Below are 21,303 nucleotides of genomic sequence, written 5' to 3'. Positions count from 1 at the left end.
TAGGCAATATTGCCTACTGCCTACTGCCAACTGCCAATTTCTTCTGTTGCGTTACAACTTCTTCAAAGCACGTTCTATTATCTTATCCAACAATACCTCAAAGCTTAAACCGATCTTAGATGCTGCCTGCGGATAAAGACTTGTTTGGGTCATTCCCGGAATAGTGTTGGTTTCCAGAATGTATATGTCGTCATCACTCACGATCATATCTGCTCTCGACAAACCCGAACATTCCAGGATCTTATGTGCTTTCAAGGATATCTCTTGTATTTTTTCAAGGGTCTTTTGAGGAAACTTTGCAGGAGTTATTTCTTCGGAGGCTCCCGGTGTGTATTTTGCTTTATAGTCAAAAAAATCGCTTGTTTTAGGTATTATTTGTGTTGGGGGTAGTGCAATAGGCGCTTTGCCGGTATCAAGTACTGCACAGGTTACTTCATCGCCTTTGATGTATTGCTGAAACATAAGTTTATTTGTGACTTCAAATGCTTTACGTACTGCCTGTTTAATTTCCTTTTCGCTTTTTAAAATATAAACTCCGGCACTTGATCCGCCATCTGTTGGTTTTAAAACACAAGGAAAGCTAAATTTTGTTTTTATCTCATTGATTATTTCAACCAGGTTATTCTGGGATCGGATCTTATCAAATACAATATAGGGGGGTACTTTAAGCCCATGAAATTGAAATATTTCCATGGATTTCACCTTATTCATAGCCAATGCACTTGCCATCACACCTGAACCTGTATAGGGAATTCCTGCCAATTCCAATAATCCCTGGATAGTGCCATCTTCACCATGTTTTCCATGAAGAGCAATAAATACCACATCCATGTTTTCTTTTTTAATAGTATTTAATGCTAAACCAGCATCAAGCTCTTTAATTTCAGATTTTGGATTTCGGATTTTGCCCCGCCAGTTGGCGGGGTCACCCGCAGGGTGGGATTTCGGGTTTTCGTTTAGGTAACCATTGGGTAACAACCATATCCCGTTTTTTTCTATTTTTATGGAATAAATGTTGTATTTATCTTTATTAAGGGCATTAATGATGGTAGCGCCAGTAAGAAGGGATATTTCATGTTCGGTGGAGGTTCCGCCCATGAGGACAGCAACATTGATTTTATTTTTACTCATTATCTGATTTAATCCACTCAAAATTACATATAAAATTTCATATCTTTGTACAATTGCTAATGAAAAAGATAGATAAGCTTGTTCTAAGGGCATTCATTGGACCCTTTTCTATAACATTTGTTGTAGTAGTATTTATTTTACTAATTCAATATATGTTAAAATATATAGAAGACTTTGTGGGCAAGGACCTGGGATTTACAGTTTTTGCCGAGCTCCTTTTTTATTTTAGTCTGAATATGACCCCTGTCGCCCTACCTTTAGCCATCTTGTTATCAACTTTAATGACCTTTGGCAATTTAGCTGAACATAATGAATTAACAGCAATAAAAGGCGCTGGCATATCATTGATCAGGGCGCTGTTTCCGATTTTTATAGTTGTGTTAATATTAACATTCGGAATATTCTATTTTAATGACTATATCGTACCCAAAGCAAATCTTAAAGCTTATAGTTTGTTATTCGACATCAGACAGAAGAAGCCCACATTGAATTTTAAGGAGGGCGCTTTTTATAACGGTTTGCCGGGCTATAGTATAAAAGTTAGTAAAAAGTTTCCAGGGGGTAATGCACTGAAAGGTGTAATGATATATGATCATACCAGCGGCAGAGGTAACACTAATGTAATATTAGCCGATTCGGGTTACACATATACCATTTACAATGACAGGTACCTGGTGCTTGAACTTTTCAATGGTAAAAGCTTTAATGAGATTCATGAACAGAATGTTGCACAACCACAGCAATTTGTTAGAAACCAATTCAGGCAGAGTAAGTTGATATTCAGCCTTGCATCGTTTGACCTTGAGCGCACAAAAGAAGAGCTGTTTAAGGGTAATAGAATGATGAATAATATAAGTGAATTGAATACATATGTTGATTCATCAAGGCGTGAATATGACAAATTGGAGACTAAGCTATCAAAAAATATTGCTGCTTATTATCATTATTTATTTTCCCCGTTAGATAGCGCTAAAAATGAGAGTACATATATAAAAATTAAAAGTACTGATCGAAGATTTAGAGATCGCCAGGCAGGTAAATATCAAACGGGTTTTACTCCCTCTGATACATTTAGCCGTCCTGGCCGCCAGGTGGCTGGAAGATTCCACCAATCTTCAAAACTAAAAGCTGCTCTAAATAAAACATCCACAGACGCATCACGTTCCGGGCACCCGGAACAACCTGTCCCTGGTACACGGGAGAACCCGCATATCCTCAAAAAAGCGACAAACCAGGCAAGAGGCGTTAAAAGCTATATAAAAGCTAACAGGCAAAGGCTAAAAAACATTGACAGGGATGCAAATTATTTTGAAATTGAAAAGTGGCGAAAATATACTCAATCTGTTGCCTGTATAATATTTTTTCTGATCGGGGCACCGCTGGGCGCTATCATTAAAAAGGGAGGTTTGGGCGTACCTGCGATAATTTCAATTATGTTTTTTATGATTTTTTACGTGCTCTCTATCATTGGAGAGAAGTGGGCTAAAGAGGGAATTATTTTAATTCCTTACGGAATGTGGGCAGCAGATTTTATATTATTACCCATCGGTTTGTTTTTTTTACGGCAGGCAAAAAATGATTCAAGGTTGTTTCAGACAGATGCCTGGGCCGTTTTGTGGCAAAAGATAAGGCCAGGTCGAAAAACATAAAACTAAATATAATTAGTGAAATTCGTGCCTGCACGCCATAGTACGGGCTGACACAAGTTTCGGCACGCAGGCGTGTAATTCGCGTCTAAAATATTTTGTAAAACTTAGTTTCTTCGTGTCTTTGTGGCAGGTTTTATCTATTTTTGCCTGTCAATCATCAAACAACTCATCATTATGTCCCAAAAAATAAGCGATGAAAAAGTCCTGGCAAGCACAGGAAAAGCCTGGGATGAATGGTTTAAAATACTGGATGCGGCAGGCGCTGCCAAGATGAACCACAAGGAAATTGTTACCTATATTGGTAAGGCATACCAGGTTAAGCCATGGTGGCAGCAAATGGTAACGGTAACTTACGAACAGGAAAGAGGAATGCGTGCATTACACCAGAAACCCGAAGGGTATGAGATCAGTGTGAGCAAAACTATTGACGTTTCGTTAGCTGAACTATATAATGCCTTTGAAGATGAAAGAGCCAGGAATAATTGGCAGCCGGATACGCCCATTACCATTCATAAAGCCACTCCGGAAGTATCCATGCGCATCACCTGGACCGATGGTCAAAAAAGCTTAAATGTGAACTTTTACGACAAAGGCCAGGATAAAAGCCAGGTGGTCGTGCAACATACGAAACTGCCTGATGCGAAAGGAGCAGAGAAAATGAAGGCTTATTGGGCAGAGGCATTGGAACGGTTGAAACAAATGTTTTTAAATAAGTGAATAATTGTATTGCAGAAGGTCTAATAAGAATTAATAGGAATTCATCATCTCTAGAAGGTGAATTGGAATTATATTTTTAATAAAATAGTTAAATATAAAAAAATGCCAAGTAAATTCTTCGATAAAATAATTAAAAGAACTAGCAAAGAATCGAAAATCTTTGTGACTAAATCACTTGATATAATAGATCAAATCTATGAAATAACAGAGCGTAAAGGTATGACTCAAAAGGACCTTGCTAAGGCCCTATGGAAAAATGAATCAGAGATCAGCAAATGGTTATCCGGGGAGCATAATATTACTCTAAAAACTATTGCTAAGATTGAGGCCGTATTGGATGAAGATATAATAATTACTCCAATGAAAGCTAAAAAGCAATACAAGAAGAAAATTGTAGTAAAGAAAAAACAGGAGGTAACTGTTTAGCCTGTCATTAAAATAAATAAACCAATCATGCAAGTAAAAACAAAAACCATCAAATTAAAAAACTACGTTCAGGGCAAATGGATAGAGGGTGAAGGAAACGGAAAGGATCTGTTCAATGCTGTTACCGGTGAGCAAATTGCTATAGCTACGAGCAAAGGGCTGGATTTTAAAGCCATGCTGGAATATGCAAGAAGGGTAGGGGGGCCTGCCTTACGCAAAATGACCTTTCATGAAAGGGGAAGGATGCTGAAAGCATTGGCGCTATACCTTACCGAAAAGAAGAATATATTTTATGAATTGTCAGCAGCTACGGGCGCTACCAAGACCGATTCCTGGGTAGATATTGAAGGCGGTATCGGCAACCTGTTTGTGTATGCAAGCAAGGGCAGGCGCGAACTTCCTGATGAGCCATTTTATGTTGATGGCAACCTGGAAGCTTTATCTAAAAACGGAACTTTTATTGGGCATCATATATGTGTGCCTATGGAGGGAACTGCCATACATATCAATGCCTTTAATTTCCCTTGCTGGGGAATGTTAGAAAAAATTGCCGTTAACTTTTTAGCTGGGGTGCCGGCAATAGTAAAACCTGCTACGATCACTTCCTATCTCACTGAGCTGATGGTACAGGAGATCGTTAACTCAAAAATATTGCCCGAAGGCGCCTTGCAACTCATTTGCGGAAGCGTAGGAGACCTGTTGGATCACGTTAGTAGTCAGGATGTGGTCACATTTACCGGATCTGCTGAAACAGGGAAAATGTTAAAGCAGCATCCCGCAATTGTTGATAATTCAGTACGGTTTAATATGGAAGCTGATTCACTGAATTTTTCAGTCCTGGGTCCGGATGCGACTCCTGATACGGAGGAATTTAAGCTATTTATCAAAGAAGTTGCAAGGGAGATGACCGTAAAAGCCGGACAGAAATGTACAGCAATAAGGCGAACACTAATAACTGAAAAATTGTGTGAGGATGTTATAAAAGCTTTAAAAAAACGACTTGAAGGAATAATATTGGGCAATCCCTCGGTAGACGGTGTAAGAATGGGCCCGCTGGCAAGTATAGGACAGGTAGATGAAGTTAAAGACCGTGTATCGGAACTTCTGAAAGCCGGTAAACTGGTTCATGGCGGTTATGATGATTTTGAAGTAATGGGTGCAGATAAGAAGTTAGGTGCATTTATGCCTTCCATGCTGTTGTATTGTGATGACCCATTCAATAAAACCGAACCGCACAATGTAGAAGCATTCGGACCAGTTTGCACGGTGATGCCTTATAAGAATATTGATGAAGCAGCAGAATTAGCTAAAATGGGTAAAGGCAGCCTTGTCGGATCGGTTTTTACTGCCGATGATAACTTTGCAAGGGATATTATATTAGGTACAGCCGCTTATCATGGCAGGATCATAGTTGTCAATAAAGACTGTGCTTCGGAATCTACCGGGCACGGTTCTCCCATGCCCCATCTTGTTCATGGAGGGCCCGGAAGAGCCGGGGGCGGGGAAGAGATGGGTGGTATAAGAGGGGTTTTTCATTTTATGCAAAGAACGGCTATCCAGGGTTCCCCTACCACGCTTATGAAAGTAACAAACACCTACTTAGCAGGCGCTAAGCAGGAAGAAGATATTGTCCATCCGTTTAGGAAATATTTTGATGACCTGAAAATTGGCGAAACATTGGTCACGCATAAACGCACTGTAACCGAAGCAGATATCGTGAATTTTGCCAACATCAGCGGTGATAATTTTTATGCACACATGGATGTAACCTCACTTGAGAATACCATGTTTGAAGAACGGGTAGCACACGGCTATTTTATCCTTTCTGCCGCTGCCGGCCTTTTCGTTGATCCGAAAAAAGGACCGGTTTTAGCCAATTATGGTATTGATGAGTGCCGTTTTACAAAACCTGTTTACGTTGGCGCTACCATTGGTGTAAGGTTGACCGTCAAAGAAAAAACAGCCCAGGAAAAACGTCCGGATGATAAGGTGGCAAAAGGCATTGTGAAATGGCTGGCAGAGGTACTTGATGAAACCGGGGAAACGGTGGCGCTGGCGACTATTTTGACGTTGGTTCAAAGAAAGTAGAATTAACATCCTGAGGGAAAGTTACCCTAATTGGTAACTTTTTTCTTTCTCATACGTTTATCTCATATACATTAATGAGAATTATAGCTGAAAGTACATTAAAGAAATATTGGCAAAGTCCAAAATATAAAAGGGCAGCAAAAGAATTAAAAGCATGGATTATTAATACTTATAATGAAAATTGGAATAATACTCAGGATGTGAAAAAAAAATATGGTAATGCATCTATTATTGATAATAAAAGAGTGGTTTTTGATATTAGTGGAAATCATTTTCGATTGGTTGTAGATATTGAATATAGATTTAAAACTATCTACATCGTTTGGTTCGGAACTCATCAGGAATATGATAATATAAATATAAAAACGATAGCATATAAACCTATAAAAAAATACAACCATGATTAAACCTATAAAAAATGACAAAGAATTAGACAAAGCCCTTAAAAGAGCTTATGACCTAATACATTCAAGTACAAATCCATTAGAACCTAATACACCTGAAGGAGACGAATTTGAAATATTAGCTATTTTGATAGAAAATTATGAGAAAAAATATTTTCCTATTCCACCACCTGACCCCGTTGAAGCCATTAAGTTTAGAATGGATCAAATGAACCTTAAACAAAAGGACATTGCGCCTATTTTTGGAGGAAAAACACGTGTCTCTGAAGTGTTGAATAAAAAGAGACCGCTTACTTTGAAAATGGTTTATAATCTAAATCATTATTTAGGGATCTCATTTACATCGTTAATTAATAAAATGACTAAAAATTCTAAATTTGATTTAAATTTTTCAGCCAAAAAGCAACTTTTAGAAAATCTTGATCGATCAAAGGTAAATAAAGAAGCATTGGTTTACTAAACGGTCCTTTTTCGTTGGAGAGGTTCAGGAAAGGCTATGGAAACAAACATCATGGAACAAGGCAAAGTAGATACTACGATAGAAAACGGAATAGCAGCCATCACTTTTTCCCACCCAAAAAGCAATTCCCTTCCGGGCAGTTTACTTAGAAAACTCGCTGATGAAATTACCTCGGTTGGCAATGATCCCGAAGCTAAGGTAATTGTTTTGCATAGTGAGGGTGAGAAAGCATTCTGTGCCGGGGCGTCATTTGATGAACTGCTCGCAATTGATAATATTGAAAAAGGCAAAGCGTTTTTTATGGGTTTTGCTAAGGTTATCAATGCAGCGCGTAAATGCAAAAAGTTTATCATTGCACGTGTACAGGCAAAAGCGGTAGGCGGTGGCGTTGGATTGGTAGCTGCCTGTGATTATGCTCTGGCTGTGGATAGAGCATCGGTAAAGCTCAGTGAGCTGGCGCTTGGGATAGGCCCCTTTGTAGTTGGCCCTGCTGTTGAACGAAAAATCGGGACAGCTGTATTCAGCCAGCTTGCCATCAACGCTGCCGAATGGCAGACTGCCCAATGGGCAAAAGAAAAAGGGCTTTATGCTAATATTTTTCCAGGCGTTGGTGAATTAGACGAAGCTGTATATACCCTCGCAGAAAAACTGGCCAATAGCAGCCCGGAAGCAATGGAAAAGCTGAAAAACATATTCTGGAAAGGCGCTGAACAATGGGATACTTTATTAGAGGAACGTGCTGAAATTAGCGGCAGGCTTGTTTTATCAGATTTTGTTGCTAAGGCTATTGAAAAGTTGAAGAAAAAATAGTAGCTTTGCAATCTGTAAATTTGTTATTATGAACCAAAATGTAAAATATGTAATTGACGAATCGGGCAATAAAACCTCTGTGCTTGTTCCAGTTAAAGAATGGAAGAAATTGAATGAAAATTATGAAAAATTAAAAAACAAGTTGGATGTTTTTAAAGCTATAAAGGACGGAATTATCGAAGTAAAAACAGCAAGGAAAAAAGGAATAAAACTCCAATCTTTAAGTGGTTTCTTAATGAAATAATATATTTTATGATTACAATATTGCGTAATTAAATTGTTGCTACATATAAACCTCACTGTAAACAACACGATGCCAAAAACAGCTTTTGTAACAGGATCAACCGGCTTTGTAGGCCTCAACCTGATAGAAGAATTGTGTAAGGAAGACTGGGAAGTTTACGCCTTACACCGCCCCACTTCCGATTTAAAGTATTTAAATCGTTTTAGCGTAAATAAGGTAGTTGGATCTATTGACGATCATGATTCATTGATAGCAGCCATGCCTGACCAGGTTGATGCAGTATTCCACGTTGCCGGTAATACCAATATGTGGTCTAAACGGAATAAACAACAATATATTGACAATGTGACAGGTACCCGCAATATGGTGAATTGTGCCCTTGCCAAGAAAGCAAAACGATTCATACACACCTCTTCAGTGGCTGCATTCGGTATTCATAGAGAAATGATTGATGAAAATACACCTTCCAATGCAGAAACATCCAAAATCAATTACTTTATCACCAAATATCTTGGTGAACAGGAAGTTAAAAAAGCCGTTTCAAAAGGATTAGATGCGGTGATCATCAACCCTGCACATATTATGGGCCCTTACGACAAGCACAACTGGGCTAAGCTGATTAAAACGATTTATTATAATAATTTGCCCGGCATTCCTCCGGGAATCGGGATGTTTTGCCATGTAAAAGACATTGCGAGGGCTCATATTAACGCTGTTGAAAAAGGAAAGACAGGTGAAAATTACCTTTTGGGAGGCGTAGAAGCAAGTTTTAAGGAAGTGATCAACCAGATTGAAAAGTTGTTGAAAAAAAAAGAAACCCGTAAAGTAACGCCTAAATGGGCTCTGCAACTTGCCTGTAACTGGTATATGTTCGTATCAATTTTTACTTCAAAAGAGCCTCAGATAACACCCGAAACGTTAGAGTTGTTAACAGGAAATGTTTCATGTAAATATGATAAGGCGATTGAGACATTGGACTATAAAACTTCATCGCTGGAGGAGATGGCCGGTGATTCCTGTCGATGGTTGGAGGATGAACAATTATTATAAAATTTAATTATTATCACTTTTATTTGCAGCAATACCAGATTAGTCTTATATTTGCAACTGTATTAAAATATCTTTGAACCAAAAACAACAAAATCATGAAAACTTTAAGAAAAATTTTTACTTCGTTGGATATTAAATATCTGATGGGGTCGCTCGTTATTTTCTCTTTTGCTATGGTGTGGTATTCCTGCAATAAAGATGATCTTGTGGATAAATTTTTGACCTTTGATTATTCAGACAGTACCTCTTTCACAACTCCAATCCTTGAAGTGAAGGTTGATACAATAGTTACATATCCAACAAAAGCAAAAGATGAATTTGGAAAGAATGGTGCAGATATTAAGAACATCAAAAAGGCAAGTTTGAAAGCCCTAAAATTGACGATTACTAATTCCGGCAGAACATTTGCTTTTTTAGACTCTGTAAAGATCTATCTTGCTGATGCTGTACTTGGCAATATTTTACTTGCAGGTAAAAATGTTACACCTGCTGACACCAACAGCAATGTTCTTACTTTAGATACAAAAGGTGGTGATTTTATTCCTTATGTTAATAAGGATACACTTATAATGAATCCCCAATTATTTACTAACAGATTCATATTTGATACGCTTACTTTTAACGTTAATTATACTTTCAGCGTAACGGCAGACCCGTTGAAGTAGAAATTTTTTTGGCCTTATAATATTTATAAGTTGAAAATAGTTGAGATTATTGATGCTATACAGGCAAATCAATTAAATATTACCTTTCATGCAAAACAAGAAGCAAGGAATGATTTGTTGGTTTTGGATGACATTTTATTTTCAGTAAGCAATGGTGAAGTTATAGAGGATTACCAAACAGATATGCCCTATCCAAGTTGTTTAATCTATGGTAAATCTTCAGGGGATGAACCAATTCATAGCGTTTGGGCTTATGATCCTGAAAGCAAGATTGCAATCTTGATCACAGTATATCGTCCTAATCCTAATCGTTGGATTAATTTTAAGAAAAGAAAAAAGACATGAAATACGTAAAAAAATGCCCTCGATGTGAGGGGCAAATAGTTAAAAAAGAAGTTAAAGAGATTTTATCCGGAGGTATCAACACTGCTATTCTGAACGTAAAGGCTGGTGTTTGTCTCCATTGCGGGGAAAGATTATACTCGTCAGAAGTAATAAGAAGTTTTGAGAAAATTGAAGCGAAACTCAAAAATCATGAAACATCTGATTTCCAACCTCTTGGCAAATCCTTTCAAGTAGTATTATAAAAAGCATTAGTAATAAATGAGAATACACTATTCCCAACAGGCAGATGCATTATACATACGACTAAAGGAGTTAGCTATAAAGAATACTGATGCGATTACTGATGATATTATAGCAGACTATGATGTTGATGGAAATATTATAGGTATTGAAGTATTAGCAGCATCTAAAAATGCAGAAATAAAGCAGCTTATTATTCAGGCATTTGACAAGGTAATGGTGGAAAATAAGCCTGTATCTTAATAAAAAAAGCCTTTCCAATTTTGGAAAGGCTTTTTAGTTCTGTAAATTAATTCTTTACAGGCACTCGCAAAGGGCCTGATCCCATTGCCCGCCAAAATCAGTACAAACTGTTTCTTCAACTATACAAAGATAGGTCTCTGCGAGCACCACCTTGCCACTATTGAATTTAATGTACACTTGTGTCTCTATGCCCATTATAGGATCTATAATATCTATAAAGAATAATTCTCCAATTTTCAGAGTATTATAGAACAAATCTATATTGACATACTTGTTAAGATCGGCAGCAGTAATGCCAGTATTCAGGTCAATATCATTAAGCGTTTCTACATCAACAGGTGAAGAGGTTTCCAGTTTTAGCTTATATAGCTGTACGTACCCTTCAATTGTTTTTACAAAATCCTTGGATGCATCTGTAAATGTTCCTGTACCGCCAACAGCGTACATAACACCTGCACCATCTTTACTAAGGGACAGATCGAAAGAAACGGTGGTAGGTTGGTTAGAGAATATAAATGAAAGGGTAAATGGTTTGAAATAAATGGTTAATTTAATAGAGAGCGGCATACCTTCAGAATCAAAAGTACCGGTATAATTAAGATTAGCTTCAGGAATGTTGTTAACTTTCAGATCAACTACCAGGCTGGTGGGATAATAATTAGTTTGAGAAAAACCAAATTCGTCCACCGTTGTAATGGGTATTTCCGTATAGGCGCCAATGGTCAATACGGCATTATTAACAGGGCTGTTCTTATCAGCAGGGAACTTCATGGTAATGGTATTACCCCCAGGAGTATAATGCCAATAACCCGAATCGATAGGGACCCAGGTATAGGTGCCCCAATGGCAGTCAAAGCAAAAATTGCCGGATGTATCGCTTGCAATTTTGGCAGATTCCAATTTATCTCTAAAAGGCAAATTTCGTATGGCGCTTTTGATCTTCAGTTTTGTTCGTTCAAAGATCCCTTTAAATCCTTCGCCCTTTACAGTTCTTAATAATGGATCAGCAGTATTTAACAGATCAACAAGATTTTCCAAACTTTCCCCGCTTTCACTATTAGCGCCTTCGTTGACATCACCTGCCACTTGTCTGGCCACAGTAGTTAAATCAACACTATCTTTATCAGCAAGACCAGAAAGTGTAGGATTGCCATAGTCTGGTTCTTTTTTACATGACGAAACAGCAACCATTATACAGATCAACATGGTTGCAAAGGATGCACCTGAAAATACAGGTGGCACGAAACTTTTTGCGAACTTTTTCATAACTAATGAAATTTAGGTTTTAATATCTTTTACAAATATAAATATAAAAATAATAATACAAACAAAATAAATGTTTTTAAAAAAAAACGCCATACCAAATATTTGATAAGGCGTTTTTTACAAATTTATTTTTTAAAAGAAAATATTAACGGTAAGTACTCCACCTCCGGTTGTTGCCCAGCCGCCTGATTTATTAACAGCATTGGAATTTGTAAAAGTTTTTATACCAGCTGTTTCACCAGGTAAAAGAAATGTATTACCTTTAGTTTCAATAATTGTTTCACTTTTTTTATTGTTAAATACCGTTTTTGCAAGGCCATAATTAAATTCAGCTCCTATTGCAAAGTTCTTGGCAATAAAATAATTAACTCCTACAGCGCCCTGTAAACCCAAAACAGATCCTTTTCCTACTTTAGTTGTTTTAGTTTCTTTAAAATCTCCGTTTACAGCTCCTGTTTGTAAGACACCTGTTGCTTCTTTTACTTCCTGTCGAACAATGGTAGATCCACCCAATCCGCCATAATACAGATCAGCAGCAGCATACGGGTCTAACTTGGAGGTACCTTCAAGATGGTACTCACCACCCACACTGATGGTCCATGAATTAGTTTTGGTTGTGTTAATGCTAAAAATACCATTTCCGGAAATTCCTGTAGAATCTAAAAACTCATTTTCAATAGTACTATTACTGTTAGATATAATAATACCTACCCTTGCCACAATGCCATCAGCAACTACATATTTAAATACCACAGTTCCGGCATTACCTACAGTGGTAAAAATTGATGAAGTCACGAATGGGCTATTAACGCCAAATGCAAAACCCATGTCACCTGCAACGGGTTTTCTTGAGTCATCATCCTGTGCGAAGGCAAATGTCATAGCAAATGCCAATACGCTTGATAAAAAAAGTTTTTTCATAGTTGTAAAAATTTAATTGGTTAATATTTGTTGATCTGTTTTGTACAAATCATTATCGGGGGCAAATGTATCACTTTTTTTAAAAAGAAAAATATTTTTAGTTTTTTTGTTTTTAAAAAAGGATTACTAACCCTCGGAGGGCTAGTAACCCTGTAATTATCGTTTACAGCTAAAATTAAGCTACACGTTCCTTTTGTAAAGAAGAGAGCGTTTCTTTAATAGCATCAAAATTTGGCAGATCATCTACCGATTCCAATACTTCCGCATACCTGATCACCTGGTTTGCATCGATCACAAAAGCTGATCTTTTAGCAACGCCTTTCATCCCCAGTCCAAATTCTTCATAAAGCGCTCCATAGGATCGGGCCGTTTCCTTATTAAAATCTGATAATAACGGGAAATTGAGATTTTGCTCTTCCTTAAACTTGCCAAGGGAAAACAAGGAATCAACCGAAACGGCTAAAACCTGGGCATTAAGATCATCGTAAAATGCAAGGTCATCCCTGGTTGCACATAATTCTTTTGTGCAAACCCCGGTAAATGCCAGAGGGAAAAACAATAATACCACATTTTTTCCTTTGAAATCATCTAATGAAACTTCGTTTTTCTCTGTATCACGCAGCGTAAACGAAGGCGCTTGTTGTCCTTTTTCAACATTCATAATTAATTGGTTTTTAATTTTATAGTCATATTTTAGAAGGCAAATGTAAAAAAAATCTTATCAAATAAATAATTATTTAAAAAAATCATAGCTTTGTACCAAACTAAAATATTATTATTATGAGAAATTATTTAGTAGAATTAACCGGCACCTTTTTCTTAGTGCTCGTAATAGGATTGACAGGTAATCCTATAGCCATTGGTGCCATCTTAATGGTCATGGTCTATATGGGCTGGCATTTATCAGGTGCACATTATAATCCTGCCGTAACCCTTGCGGTTTTGATCAGGAAAAAGATCGGAGGCAAAGATGCCTTGATGTATATGATCTTCCAGATCATTGGAGCTTTATTAGCGGCATTATTTTTCTATTTATTGTATAAAGATACTTTTTTCCCGGCTCCAAAAGAAGGATTCAATGTTTTAAAGCCTTTAGCTATTGAAGGAGCCTTCACTTTTGCTCTTTGTATGGTTGTTCTTAATGTTGCCACCTCAAAAAAAACCGAAGGAAATTCCTATTACGGGCTTGCCATCGGGTTTACTATATTGGCAGCTGCTTTTGCGGGCGGTCCAATTTCAGGAGGCGCTTTTAATCCTGCTGTTGGTATTGGCCCAATTTTGATAGATACATTTACCGGTGGTGATTCAATAGGGGATCTTTGGATTTACCTGTTGGGCCCGCTTGCTGGTGGAGCATTAGCTGGTTTGGCTTATAATATCCTGAACCTTGATGAAACAGGGTGATTAATCACTACGGGAAAATAAATTAAAATAATCTTTGGCTGCAAAACCCTCTGAATTGTTTAGAGGGTTTTGTCATAGTAAGCGTATGTATAAAACCATACGCTAATGAGTCATCTTTATGTTAGTAAAAAAAGCTTACGCTTCATCTCTCAATTGTCACTATTTTTCTATAATATTAGTATCAGGCTTTATCATTTAGCAATCATAATAGCTTCATCTTTCAATCCCAAAGCAAAAAAATGGATTATAGGAAGGAAAGGGATTTTTGATCAGATCAAGCTGACATTGAAAGATAATAATTCCCCAATAGCCTGGTTTCATTGCGCGTCCCTGGGAGAGTTTGAGCAGGCAAGGCCAGTTATTGAAAAATGGAAAATGTCACCCCTAACGGGTGACCACCCGAAAGGGTGGGAAGATGGGAAATGGAAAATTTTACTAACTTTTTTTTCCCCTTCCGGATATGAAGTCAGGAAAGACTATGAATTGGCAGATTTTGTTTTCTATTTACCCATAGACAGCAAAAAAAATGCAGAGAGATTCGTAGAAATAGTTCAGCCCAAAATTGTATTCTTTGTTAAATATGAATTCTGGTATCACTACCTCAATACTTTAAAGAAAAACAATATTCCGGTCATTTTATTTTCCGCAATATTCAGAACCAATCAATTATTTTTTAAGCCTCATGGCGGATTTTACAGGAAAATGCTCTCCTTTTTTCAGTACATTTTTGTGCAAGACCAAATTTCTTATGATCTGTTAAAAAATATTGGAATAAATAACCTAACCATAGCAGGTGATACCCGGTTTGACAGGGTGAAAACGATTTGCGATAATAAAAAAGAGATACCCATAGTTGAGCAATTTAAAGCTGGTGAAAAGCTGCTTATTATTGGAAGTAGTTGGCCTGAGGATATGAAAATACTGATTCCTTTTATTAATAATTTTAACAAACAACTTAAAATTGTAATTGCTCCGCATGAGATAGGTGAAAATGAGATAGAAAAACTACAGTCTCGTTTATTCCATAAAGTGAGTGAAGAAGATATTCTACATAAAATTAATAAAGGATTCAATAACAAAAAAAGAAGCCTAAAGTGGCTCCAGCCAACAGAGGGGTTCAATTCCCCAAGTGTGGAAACCACAAAAGACTTCACCGCAAATATACGTAAACAAATATTAAAAGTTCAGGAAAAAACTCAAAAAAAACATTTTAGGAAAGAAACAGCTGATTGCATACGCTATTCAATGTTAAACAAACAAAATGCAGCAAAATATAAAGTATTGATAATAGACAATATTGGTATGTTATCTTCGCTTTATCAATATGCCGATTTTGCCTACATAGGGGGCGCTTTTGGGTTAGGTCTGCACAATATCCTGGAGGCAGCCACTTTCGGGATGCCCATATTTTTTGGTCCCAATTATAAAAAATTTCATGAAGCTGTTGACCTGGTTGCGTCAGGAGCAGCATTTTCAATAAAAAATACAAAGGAGTTTGAAAAGCAGTTTAAGGCCAACTACGAAAACGATGAGCTCAGAGCTAATAAGGCATCTATTGCACGCAATTACGTTCTGAAAAATACCGGAGCAGCCGAAAAGATCTTTCAAATTACGAATGACGAAGTACGAATGACGAGGGGATGAATTACATAATAGGTATATGCGTTTAGGTATCACATCAGTTGATATTGATTTTGTTGGCTTTTACTCATTCTCTACCATCCTTTTTATAAACAAATTGAAGATTGTGTCTATTTATGGCTGACTAACTCCGCCATTTATGGCGGAGATAATCAAACTATACAAACCCTGGGCTTTAGCCCGTTTTTAGCATAATTGGGCTAAAGCCCTGTCAGTTTTATTCTTTAATGTCCACGCCATAAATGGCGTGGTTAGTCACTCATACATATTCAAAAGTATAAATCTTGTGCGACCTAAACGCATATACCTATTACATAATTCGTACTTCGTCATTCGTCATTCGTAAATATTTAGATCCCTGCACTTATCCCGATCCGGATTATTGGGTTGGTATAAGGACTATAGGGATTATCGATAAGATTGTATAGTAACATGATTGATATAAAAGCTCTGTTACCTATCCGTTGAATATAGCCTCCGCCTATAAAAAAGCTTTTGACGTCTGTCCTTCTCCTGTCTACAATTTTTCCTGTGCGATCAACCGTTAATAATTCAATATTTAGATATTCATATTCAGAATGTGCAAACAGGTTTTCACTAATAAGGTAACGGGAAAAGATCTTTCCACCATAATTACTAAAACCAACTCCTCTGAAGTTGAAATACTGATAGATCAATCCAGGCCCGGCTGAAAAACGCTCTGTAAATTTATATCCAATTACAGGAGAAAGATCAATAAAAGTAATTGTACCAAACTGCAACCCCAAATTCCCGCCAATATATAGCCGCTCTTTAAAAGGTGCTTTTTCATCCCGGTATGTTTGTTCATCAGTATCAGGCATATCCTGCCCATACACTGTTGCTACAGAAATGAAAAAGGATAAAAATAGTATCGTTATGATCTTATTAATTTCCATCTGTAAATAACTTATTTTTCATTAACAACGCACTGCTCACCAATAAATTATTTTCCATATCTTAATCTATAATACCATTTATACAGATAAGATACTCTTATTTTAATTTTTGAAAGCAAATCAATTATCCTGTGAAACCAATCAAGGTAGTTTAATTTTTTTAGCAATATCGCAAAATCCTGTGTAATATCAAAATTTTCAGTAAAAAAAGCCAGCCTCATTTCATATTTAACGCGTTTTGCCAATGTTTTATTTTCTATCTCATTCCTGTTTAATTCAAACGCTTTTTTACATACTAAATAAGTACTCCTTATCATCCGGTCGTTTCCGGCTTTATTGAATTTTACGGAATGAGAATCGCTGACGATTCTCCTGTAAGTTAACGCTTTATCTAAATAGTAATATTTGTAATTCCTTGCAGAGCGCACCCAAAAATCAAAGTCTTCATAAGCAAGCTGCTCATCATAGCCTTCCAGTTCATCCAAAACCCGCTTACGGATCATCATCGTAGGCGGACAAATGAAATATCGTTCAAGTATTTCTTTATAAACGTTTCCACTAGGTACTGGTTGCCGGATATTTGACCCGCCTGCCATAGGCCTTTGGCGGGCAGGTGTTTGATATTTACCTCGTTCGATTTCTTTTTTATCCATCCGGGGTTGGATGTTGGATGTTTTAGACATTTTATAGTGATAACCCAAAAATTCCGAATGTTCATTAATATAAATCGCATTGGTAAATACTACACCATAAAACTTATCCAGTTTTTTAAATATTTCAACCTGTAATCCCACCCTTTCCTTTGTTAAAACGTCATCAGTTGCAAAGTCAATCACAAATTCACCTTTGGCTAAAGAAAGCCCCTTATTAAAAGCTGTGCAGTTGCCTGCATTTTTTTTGAGCGCTAAAAATTTAAATTCAGGATGTATCTTTACATATTCATTGATTATAGATGTACTATTATCGCTGCTTGCATCATCAACTATTATTATCTCAATATTATTGTAAGTCTGGTTAATAACCGAATTCAATGCTTCGCGAATAAAGCGACCATGATTATGGCAAAGGCATATGATTGAGACAAGAGGGGACATATGTAAAATTCTAAACTCGAAACTCGAAATCCGAAACCACTAATTACACGAATTTCACTAATTTAATTAGTATAATTCTTAATTAGTGTAATTCGTGTAATTAGTGGTTTCGTGGTTTCAAAATCAAGAATAAATATCCATCTTCCATTAATGAAATATTTTCCTGAAATAAATAATATTAAAGATGAAATATAACACAAAACGAATCAAATGCGAGATTGTCAACCCTTCTAATCCAAAAACAGGAGTTAATAAATATAATGATACCACATATATGATTGCTGAAATTGCCTGGGTGGCTATAAACAAACCTACCCGGGCCTGAGCAAGTATCAGGTAAGCAAGTATCCATGACGACATTTTAAAGAAATCTCCCAGTATCTGGTATTTCATCAAAAACGCGGATCCTAAAAATTGTGTATCAAAAAGGAGGAGGATAATACCTTGTTTGAATAAAAACACAAACCCAAGCGCTATTGCAATAGATGGCGCCAGCAAGTAAAAAACATTGCTAACATATTTTTGTAGATTAGTTGGAGCCCCCCTAAATCCCCCCGAAGGGTGCTCATTCCCTGGGTCATTATTGATCAGTGCAGATATCTTCGGATAATAAACCATTCCTAAAATGGCTGTAAAAACCATTGTATAGCTGTCAGATACTTTGACAACCGTTTGCCATAACCCTGTTTGGTAAAGATCATACTGATTGATGATATACATCCTGACAAAAAAATCAACCATTTTATCAAACAACACTACACTGAGCGCCATTAGAATGAATTTGCCTAAATCTTTATAAACCCTCCATCCTCCCCCGCTAGAGTATCTGCCATTCCGAAGGGCAGCGAGGAATATCCTGATTTGCAAGCAGCAACTTCCAATCGGAAGATTTCTCCCTGCGGTCGAAATGACAAGTATAAACTTTTTCTTTGTTACATAAATTATTGAAAACAAAAAAGCACATGATTGTCCCAGCAGAAATACGAGTAAAGCTTTGGTAATCGTGAAATGCAAGACACCAATACCTGAAAAAACAATAGTAAAAACACTTCCTGCAATGGTGATCAATGCAACAGTACGTAATAATTGTTTTGAAAGAATTACTGATAGTAAAAAGAGATTGATGGTTAGGAATAGTGAGGCTATTATAAATACAGTAAACCAGATAAACTTATCCGGAAAGCTATAATCTATTAGAAATAATACAAAGTATTGTTGCTTTGCAAGAACCAGCACAAGCATTGTAATAACGAAAACGATCATATTTAACCAGAAACCCGCAACAAAATAGTTCTTACCTGCCCCGCCTTTGGCGGGGTACAACTCCTGGTTATTTTTTTTGTGGGAAGAGGCATGAGTCCCTGCCTGCCTGCCTTTCCCTTGCCGGTTGTTTGGCAGGCAGGCTGCCGTGTATTTTATCATGCCACGATTGATGCCATCTCCTGGAATAGTAGTGATAATACTTAATAAATTCTGAAAATGTGCGAGTAGTGTAATTCCTGCCGGCCCATAGAAAACGGCAAAAAGCTTATTCACTGCTAAACTGCTCAGTATTCTGAAGAAGACAACGAGAAGAGGCCAGAGGGAGGATTTGATGAAATTTAAAGCATTGGTGAAAGGCATACTAATAAAATAATGCTGATATACTAATTTATACTAATATTTTTACTTCTGACATATTTTGGCAGAATATTTTTATACATTCTGAAACAAGTCCACACTCGGCAGTCCACAGTCGCCAATGTTGCTGACTGCCGACTGTCGACTGCCGATTAATAACTTGTTTGGTTCTGGCTACGCCAGCTTAGGGAACATTCGTATATTAGCATTTTTTATTAGTATTCTACTATACCTTTATAGACCATTTCAACAGGGCCAATAAGGTAAATATCTTCAAAACGCATTTCATTAATGCTTTTAAATGTAACTTTTAACTCACCGCCTAAAGTTCTGATTTTTACAGTGCCTATCATACTATTTCCTATCTTACTCCTTCCATCTATAGTACATGTTAAAGCCGCAGCCGTAACACCCGTACCGCATGAAAGCGTTTCATCTTCTACTCCTCTTTCATAGGATCGGACGAAAATTGTGTCATTGGAAATTTTCTCTACAAAGTTTACGTTTATGCCTTCTTTCCTGAAGCGTTGACTGTTTCTGATCTTTCTCCCATTATTTTTTACATCAAAATCAGTTAAATTATCTACAAAAGAAACGTATTGTGGAGAACCGGTGTCTAATAAGTAATGGTCACTCCCGCCTGCCTGCATTGAGGAAGAGCTTTGTGGGCGGGCAGGGTTTTTTTCAATCAGTGTTACATCATTCATTTTTAAGCGGATTAGGCCTGCCTGCCTTATTTTTGCCGTTATTTCCTCTATTTCCTTTTTTGCTTTAGGGCTGACGGGCATGAGATCATCAATAAAAGCTTCATGTTCGCCATCAATTGCTTTAAAACGACATTTATTATTAACAATACTTAAATAATTTGCAAAATGGACGGCACATCTTGCTCCATTACCGCACAATGAACTTTGATACCCATCTGCATTAAAATAAACCATTTCAAAGTTATGATCAGCGTGATCCCGGATCAGGATAAGCCCATCAGCCCCAATTCCAAATTTCCTGCTACACAATTTGTTTATTAATTGATGATCATTGTGGTCAAAATCATTCTTTCTGTCATCAATCATAATAAAATCATTGCCAGTACCCTGGTATTTGTAAAATTCAACGTTCATTGATCTGGGAAATAGGGATTGGTTTAGAGATGAGTAAATTCAGACATCCTGACTTTACCCTTTAGAGAAGCTAATCTGAAACAAGTCCACAGTCGGCAGTCCACAGTCGCCAATGTTGCCGACTGCCGACTGCCGATTGCCGATTGCCGATTGCCGACTGTTGATTAATAACTTGTTTGGTTCTGGCTACGCCAGCTTATGGAACATTCGTATATTAGCATTTTTTATTAGTATTCTACTATACCTTTTGATGGGGAAAAAGAGCTTAAGCGTGGTGAAAACGCCCTGCGTTACGCGCTTTTCTGTTTCTTAGTACCTGATTTCCTGGAATCTCCGATTATTTTTTCCTTGATCCTGGCAGCTTTAGTGGAAACATTTCTTAAATAATACAGTCTGGCCCGTCTTACAGAACCTTGTCGGATGACCTTTATTTCAGCAATATTTGGTGAAATAAATGGGAAGATCCTTTCTACACCAATACCATTCGATATTTTCCTGACAGTAAAAGTTTCACCATTAGAACTCGGATTTTTCCTTTGAATTACTGTCCCCTGGAATTGCTGCACCCTTTCCTTTTTGCCCTCACGGATCTTATAATGGACATTAATTGTATCCCCGGCTTTAAAATCAGGTAAGTTCTTACGTGTTTCCTGGTATTCTTTTTCTATTAGTTTTAATAATTCACTCATGATTGACAAATAAATAAATGTAGAGAGCAGAGCCCCGCCAACTGGCTGGGTTCAACGCTTTGGCCTTTGCTCTATGCAATGTAGTGTAGCAACAATTTAGTTTTGCAACATTAATTAGTAATAAATAGATTCTTTCGTTATTAATCAACAAATGGTTA

23 protein-coding genes and 1 pseudogene are annotated in these 21,303 nt (G+C 37.0%); 15 read left to right on the top strand and 9 right to left on the bottom strand.

Going from position 1 to position 21,303, the window contains the following annotated elements; genetic code table 11:
• Positions 1-51 precede the first annotated feature (51 nt).
• Positions 52-1,224: a D-alanine--D-alanine ligase gene (locus FVQ77_08145; protein ID MBW8050294.1), complete on the bottom strand. Its 1,173-nt coding sequence runs from the start codon at positions 1,222-1,224 to the stop codon at positions 52-54.
• Between FVQ77_08145 and FVQ77_08140 the strand changes: the two genes are divergently transcribed.
• The 13 genes and pseudogenes from FVQ77_08140 (at position 1,191) to FVQ77_08080 (ending at position 10,472) form a co-directional block, all read left to right on the top strand.
• Complete coding sequence (locus FVQ77_08140) at positions 1,191-2,780, top strand: YjgP/YjgQ family permease (GenBank protein MBW8050293.1); 1,590 nt, start codon at positions 1,191-1,193, stop codon at positions 2,778-2,780. The genes FVQ77_08145 and FVQ77_08140 overlap by 34 nt on opposite strands.
• Positions 2,781-2,954: 174 nt before the next feature.
• Complete coding sequence (locus tag FVQ77_08135) at positions 2,955-3,497, top strand: hypothetical protein (GenBank protein ID MBW8050292.1); 543 nt, start codon at positions 2,955-2,957, stop codon at positions 3,495-3,497.
• A gap of 102 nt (positions 3,498-3,599) precedes the next feature.
• A complete protein-coding gene (locus FVQ77_08130; GenBank protein ID MBW8050291.1) occupies positions 3,600-3,923 on the top strand; it encodes a helix-turn-helix transcriptional regulator in 324 nt (107 codons plus the stop codon).
• Positions 3,924-3,950: 27 nt separating this feature from the next.
• Positions 3,951-6,011, top strand: coding sequence for a phenylacetic acid degradation bifunctional protein PaaZ (paaZ, locus tag FVQ77_08125; protein MBW8050290.1), 2,061 nt, complete (start codon positions 3,951-3,953; stop codon positions 6,009-6,011).
• An 80-nt stretch (positions 6,012-6,091) separates the two neighbouring features.
• Entirely contained in the window at positions 6,092-6,418 is a 327-nt protein-coding gene (locus FVQ77_08120) for a type II toxin-antitoxin system HigB family toxin (GenBank protein MBW8050289.1), read from the top strand.
• Positions 6,411-6,770 (top strand): annotated as a pseudogene (locus tag FVQ77_08115) (transcriptional regulator). The gene FVQ77_08120 and the pseudogene FVQ77_08115 overlap by 8 nt, the downstream one beginning before the upstream one ends.
• A 141-nt stretch (positions 6,771-6,911) precedes the next feature.
• Positions 6,912-7,685 carry an enoyl-CoA hydratase/isomerase family protein gene (locus tag FVQ77_08110; protein MBW8050288.1) on the top strand — a complete coding sequence of 258 codons (774 nt, stop codon included), beginning with the start codon at positions 6,912-6,914 and terminating at the stop codon, positions 7,683-7,685.
• Between the two features lie 28 nt (positions 7,686-7,713).
• Positions 7,714-7,929 (top strand): hypothetical protein, encoded by a 216-nt coding sequence (locus FVQ77_08105; protein MBW8050287.1) that lies wholly within the window; start codon positions 7,714-7,716, stop codon positions 7,927-7,929.
• A gap of 69 nt (positions 7,930-7,998) precedes the next feature.
• The gene (locus tag FVQ77_08100) at positions 7,999-8,979 is read left to right on the top strand and encodes an NAD-dependent epimerase/dehydratase family protein (GenBank protein ID MBW8050286.1); all 981 of its coding nucleotides are present in this window, start codon (positions 7,999-8,001) and stop codon (positions 8,977-8,979) included.
• A gap of 95 nt (positions 8,980-9,074) precedes the next feature.
• The gene (locus FVQ77_08095) at positions 9,075-9,644 is read left to right on the top strand and encodes a hypothetical protein (GenBank protein ID MBW8050285.1); all 570 of its coding nucleotides are present in this window, start codon (positions 9,075-9,077) and stop codon (positions 9,642-9,644) included.
• Positions 9,645-9,674: 30 nt separating this feature from the next.
• Positions 9,675-9,989: a DUF4258 domain-containing protein gene (locus FVQ77_08090; GenBank protein MBW8050284.1), complete on the top strand. Its 315-nt coding sequence runs from the start codon at positions 9,675-9,677 to the stop codon at positions 9,987-9,989.
• Entirely contained in the window at positions 9,986-10,231 is a 246-nt protein-coding gene (locus FVQ77_08085; protein MBW8050283.1) for a YgiT-type zinc finger protein, read from the top strand. Before FVQ77_08090 ends, FVQ77_08085 begins: the two co-directional genes overlap by 4 nt.
• Positions 10,232-10,247: 16 nt before the next feature.
• Complete coding sequence (locus FVQ77_08080; GenBank protein ID MBW8050282.1) at positions 10,248-10,472, top strand: DUF2283 domain-containing protein; 225 nt, start codon at positions 10,248-10,250, stop codon at positions 10,470-10,472.
• A gap of 54 nt (positions 10,473-10,526) precedes the next feature.
• Here FVQ77_08080 and FVQ77_08075 read toward each other — a convergent pair whose 3' ends face one another.
• The 3 genes from FVQ77_08075 to FVQ77_08065 all read right to left on the bottom strand — a co-directional run bounded on the left by FVQ77_08075 (position 10,527) and on the right by FVQ77_08065 (position 13,320).
• The gene (locus tag FVQ77_08075; GenBank protein MBW8050281.1) at positions 10,527-11,738 is read right to left on the bottom strand and encodes a hypothetical protein; all 1,212 of its coding nucleotides are present in this window, start codon (positions 11,736-11,738) and stop codon (positions 10,527-10,529) included.
• A gap of 132 nt (positions 11,739-11,870) precedes the next feature.
• The gene (locus tag FVQ77_08070; GenBank protein MBW8050280.1) at positions 11,871-12,659 is read right to left on the bottom strand and encodes an outer membrane beta-barrel protein; all 789 of its coding nucleotides are present in this window, start codon (positions 12,657-12,659) and stop codon (positions 11,871-11,873) included.
• Positions 12,660-12,834: 175 nt separating this feature from the next.
• Positions 12,835-13,320 carry a peroxiredoxin gene (locus tag FVQ77_08065; GenBank protein MBW8050279.1) on the bottom strand — a complete coding sequence of 162 codons (486 nt, stop codon included), beginning with the start codon at positions 13,318-13,320 and terminating at the stop codon, positions 12,835-12,837.
• 119 nt (positions 13,321-13,439) lie between these two features.
• Between FVQ77_08065 and FVQ77_08060 the strand changes: the two genes are divergently transcribed.
• The gene (locus FVQ77_08060) at positions 13,440-14,063 is read left to right on the top strand and encodes a porin (protein MBW8050278.1); all 624 of its coding nucleotides are present in this window, start codon (positions 13,440-13,442) and stop codon (positions 14,061-14,063) included.
• Between the two features lie 105 nt (positions 14,064-14,168).
• A complete protein-coding gene (locus tag FVQ77_08055; GenBank protein ID MBW8050277.1) occupies positions 14,169-15,707 on the top strand; it encodes a 3-deoxy-D-manno-octulosonic acid transferase in 1,539 nt (512 codons plus the stop codon).
• Between the two features lie 347 nt (positions 15,708-16,054).
• Here FVQ77_08055 and FVQ77_08050 read toward each other — a convergent pair whose 3' ends face one another.
• The 5 genes from FVQ77_08050 to FVQ77_08030 all read right to left on the bottom strand — a co-directional run bounded on the left by FVQ77_08050 (position 16,055) and on the right by FVQ77_08030 (position 21,145).
• A complete protein-coding gene (locus FVQ77_08050) occupies positions 16,055-16,546 on the bottom strand; it encodes a hypothetical protein (GenBank protein MBW8050276.1) in 492 nt (163 codons plus the stop codon).
• A 122-nt stretch (positions 16,547-16,668) separates the two neighbouring features.
• Positions 16,669-17,715 carry a glycosyltransferase gene (locus FVQ77_08045; GenBank protein MBW8050275.1) on the bottom strand — a complete coding sequence of 349 codons (1,047 nt, stop codon included), beginning with the start codon at positions 17,713-17,715 and terminating at the stop codon, positions 16,669-16,671.
• A gap of 147 nt (positions 17,716-17,862) precedes the next feature.
• Positions 17,863-19,251, bottom strand: a complete 1,389-nt coding sequence (locus tag FVQ77_08040; protein ID MBW8050274.1) for a hypothetical protein — start codon at positions 19,249-19,251, stop codon at positions 17,863-17,865.
• Between the two features lie 299 nt (positions 19,252-19,550).
• The gene (locus tag FVQ77_08035) at positions 19,551-20,456 is read right to left on the bottom strand and encodes a diaminopimelate epimerase (GenBank protein MBW8050273.1); all 906 of its coding nucleotides are present in this window, start codon (positions 20,454-20,456) and stop codon (positions 19,551-19,553) included.
• A 290-nt stretch (positions 20,457-20,746) separates the two neighbouring features.
• Complete coding sequence (locus FVQ77_08030; GenBank protein MBW8050272.1) at positions 20,747-21,145, bottom strand: 50S ribosomal protein L19; 399 nt, start codon at positions 21,143-21,145, stop codon at positions 20,747-20,749.
• Positions 21,146-21,303 lie beyond the last annotated feature (158 nt).

This window comes from Cytophagales bacterium, assembly GCA_019456305.1.
Classification (GTDB): domain Bacteria; phylum Bacteroidota; class Bacteroidia; order Cytophagales; family VRUD01; genus VRUD01.
This window is presented reverse-complemented; position numbering and strand designations above follow the sequence as displayed.